Genomic DNA, 3,456 nt, shown 5'->3' on the forward strand with positions numbered 1-3,456 from the left:
CGGAAGCGGGTCCCTCAGGTCCGGGTTCATAGGACTACGGATGTCCCACCACCCACGACGCTCCACCGCCGAGTGCGCCTCCACGTGCACCACCACACCAGACTCATCAGTGTAGAAGCCACCCAGGAAGCCCCAGCGCCAACAGCACTGACCTGCCCCGGCCCACCACCACACAGGCCTCACCCCGCGGACCCACCAGCACCGCCCCCATCCTGGGCGGTCTGCCCGGCACCGGGCCCGCCCCCGGTAGCCTGCCCGGCCTCCTGGGCGGCAGACCGGATGGCCCCCTCCCCGCCCTGCCGGTCGGTGGCCTCAGCGGCCTGGGCCTGGGCTGCCTGGCGCTCACGCTCCTTCTTCGCGCGCCTGGCCTCACGACGACGCGCGTTGGCAGCCTTCCGTCTCTCGTTGGCCGCCACACCCGCAGCCATCCAGTCCGGGACGTTCTCCGCATCCCGGGGGTAGCGCTCCAGCTCCAGCGCACAGTCACCCGGGCCGGGCCGCCCACCACCAGGAGGGTCGAACACCGGCTCACGCATCCAGTCACACTCCTGGTGCAGCACCCACTCACCCGCCACCATCCACAACCGGCACCACGTCCACGCACCCCACCCAGGCACAACCTGCCTATCACGCAGCTCCGTCATGAAGGAGTTGACCTCATGAGGTGGGATCACACGCGACCGCTGCCCACCACGCGTGAGCTGGGGATCAAACTGCTGCGTCCACCCCACACCCATGAACTCGATGTCAACACGCTGCCCGCCCTCCTCACGCAGCCAGTCAGCCAGCATCTCCTCAGAACGAGCGAGAAGCTCCCCAGCAGACATCTCCGACAACCTAGCCATAAGACCCATCCCCTTAATTCTCGAAGTACTCACCTGTTCGGGAACGTCCTCGGCACCCTCGGCACACCCCCCGCATCAGTCGAGTAGACCTCAAACTTCACAGGCACCCGGCCTGCCTGGGGCACCCCACTCAGCGAGGTCCCCGGCTCCACCCCCGGTGGCCCGTCGTACTCGATATGGATGTCAATGTTCTCGTAGGCGCCCCGGCTGGCAGCGATGTCGTCCTCCAACTTCCTGTAGCTGTCCAGGTACCTCCCCTCAGTCCCCTGGTTGAGGGTGCTGCGCATAGGCACCACGTTGATCTCCTCCGGAGCCCCACCAAACCGGTGGGCCACCAGGTGGCCCCCGTCAAAGCCCTCACCACCCAGGCCACCGATCTCCGCCTGGACATCACCCGAGCGGTACCTCTGCGAGACCTCGTCCAGCCCGTCCACCTGGATGCGCACCGTGCGCCCCCACTCGTCCGTGGTGTAGTGGAACCTCCCGTCCACCGTGTAGGTCGCACTGGGCAGAGGGTCCCTCAGGTCCGGGTTCATAGGACTACGGATGTCCCACCACCCACGACGCTCCACCGCCGAGTGCGCCTCCACGTGCACCACCACACCAGACTCATCGGTGTAGAAGCTGCCCCGCCCCAGCGCCAGCAGCACTGACCTGCCCCGGCCCACCACCGCACAGGCCTCACCCCGCGGACCCACCAGCACCGCCCCCACCCTGGGTGGCCTGCCCGGCACCGGAGCCACTTTCAGGAGCCTGCCCGCTACCGCTCCCGCCCTGCCGGTCGGTGGCCTCAGCGGCCTGGGCCTGGGCTGCCTGGCGCTCCTTCTCCTTCTTGGCGCGCCTGGCCTCACGACGACGGGCGTTGGCAGCCTTCCGTCTCTCGTTGGCCGCCACACCCTCCGCCATCCACCCGGGGATGTTCTCCGCATCCCGGGGGTAGCGCTCCAGCTCCAGGGCACAGATACCCGGAGGGGGACGCCCACCAGCAGGCCCCTCGAGCACCGGCTCGCGCATCCAGTCACACTCCTGGTGCAGCACCCACTCCCCCGCCACCATCCACAGCCGGCACCACGTCCACGCACCCCACCCAGCAACCACCTGCTTCCTACGAAGCTTACTTATCACAGAGACGATCTCGTCAGGCAAGAACACACCCACCTCCTCACCACCACGCGTCATCACGATCCTGATGGACTGGCGAAAACCTATCCCCAGGACCCGGACCTGGACACCATCACCGCCCTCAGCCCGCAGCCACTCAGCCGTCCCCTCCTCAACACGAGACAGCAGCTCACCCGCACTCGCAGCACGCCAGTCAAACGACATACACCCCTCCTAGCAGCACTCACTCGTTGACAATCGGATCAGCATCAACCCGCCTGCCCCGCCCGTCAGTCCATGAGACACGGAACTCGGTGGGCACCCGGCCTGCCTGGGGCACCCCACTCAGCGAGGTCCCCGGCTCCACCCCCGGTGGCCCGTCGTACTCGATATGGATGTCGATGCTCTCGTAGGCGCCCCGGCTGGCGGCGATGTCGTCCTCCAACTTCCTGTAGCTGTCCAGGTACCTCCCCTCAGTCCCCTGGTTGAGGGTGCTGCGCATAGGCACCACGTTGATCTCCTCCGGCCCCCCACCAAACCGGTGAGCAATCAGATGCCCCCCGTCAAAGCCGTCACCACCGTAGTTGCCGATACGCCTACGCGCCCGGGAGGAGTCGTAAGTCTCCGAGACCTCGTCCAGCCCGTCCACCTGGATGCGCACCGTGCGCCCCCACTCGTCCGTGGTGTAGTGGAACCTCCCGTCCACCGTGTAGGTCGCACTGGGCAGAGGGTCCCTCAGGTCCGGGTTCATAGGACTACGGATGTCCCACCACCCACGACGCTCCACCGCCGAGTGCGCCTCCACGTGCACCACCACACCAGACTCATCAGTGTAGAAGCTGCCCCGCTGGTCCACGTGGTAGCACGTGTTGGGCTCCAGCTCCACACCCCGCCCGAACGGCCTGTCATGACGGGGAGCCAGGTCACTGCCCTTGCCGACCTCCACCGTGCTCTCCACCCGGGGCCGGTGCTCCTGGTTGAACGCGTCCTGGTCAGCCTCCTGCCGACGCTTCTCAAGCCGCTGGGCCACAGACCGATCACCAGAGGAGCCACCATCACCGTCACCGTCCGCGCCACTGCTGCCACGCTCGGACGGGCCGTCCCCGCCACCACCACGGCCGGAGCCACCAGAGCCGTCACCACGACCACCGGCACCGTCAGCACCGTCAGCCGCGTGGCGGGCCGAGGACTCACCGTCAGCCCCGTCAGCCCTGTGGCGGCCAGACGGGGCATCCGCATCAGCACCCTCGGTGTCGGCGCGGTGACGGGCCGAGGCCTCACCGTCAGCACCCTCAGCGCGGTGACGGCCAGCCGAGGACTCACCATCGGCGCCCTCACCACGGCCGTGACCAGACGCAGACTCCGCACCATCACCATCAGCCCTGTGGCGCCCAGACGGGGCACCCGCCTCAGCAGGGTCACCATCAGCACGGTGGCGGGCCGGGGCGCCCGCCTCAGCGGCACCGTCAGCGTCAGCCTCGTGGCGACCCCGCGCACCAGGCTCAGCAGG

The 3,456-nt window shown here is 68.1% G+C and carries 4 protein-coding genes; all 4 read right to left on the reverse strand.

All coding sequences use genetic code 11. The annotated features are described in order from the left end of the window. Positions 1-179: 179 nt before the first annotated feature. Complete coding sequence (locus tag D4740_RS12985; protein ID WP_182911420.1) at positions 180-878, reverse strand: hypothetical protein; 699 nt, start codon at positions 876-878, stop codon at positions 180-182. After that, the gene (locus D4740_RS12600; RefSeq protein WP_119837225.1) at positions 875-1,549 is read right to left on the reverse strand and encodes a DNA/RNA non-specific endonuclease; all 675 of its coding nucleotides are present in this window, start codon (positions 1,547-1,549) and stop codon (positions 875-877) included. The genes D4740_RS12985 and D4740_RS12600 overlap by 4 nt, the downstream gene beginning before the upstream one ends. Beyond that, positions 1,527-2,171, reverse strand: a complete 645-nt coding sequence (locus D4740_RS12990) for a hypothetical protein (RefSeq protein WP_182911421.1) — start codon at positions 2,169-2,171, stop codon at positions 1,527-1,529. The genes D4740_RS12600 and D4740_RS12990 overlap by 23 nt, the downstream gene beginning before the upstream one ends. A gap of 19 nt (positions 2,172-2,190) precedes the next feature. Then, positions 2,191-3,456 (reverse strand): DNA/RNA non-specific endonuclease (locus D4740_RS12780; protein ID WP_182911422.1); only part of this gene is annotated, 1,266 nt, incomplete at its 5' end.

It is taken from the genome of Actinomyces sp. 2119, from assembly GCF_003591215.1.
GTDB lineage: Bacteria > Actinomycetota > Actinomycetes > Actinomycetales > Actinomycetaceae > Actinomyces > Actinomyces lilanjuaniae.

What these genes read in the sequence shown, in the direction of transcription:
- D4740_RS12990 (WP_182911421.1), bottom strand. Translation starts at nt 2,171, where the DNA reads ATGTCGTTTGACTGGCGTGCTGCGAGTGCGGGTGAGCTGCTGTCTCGT.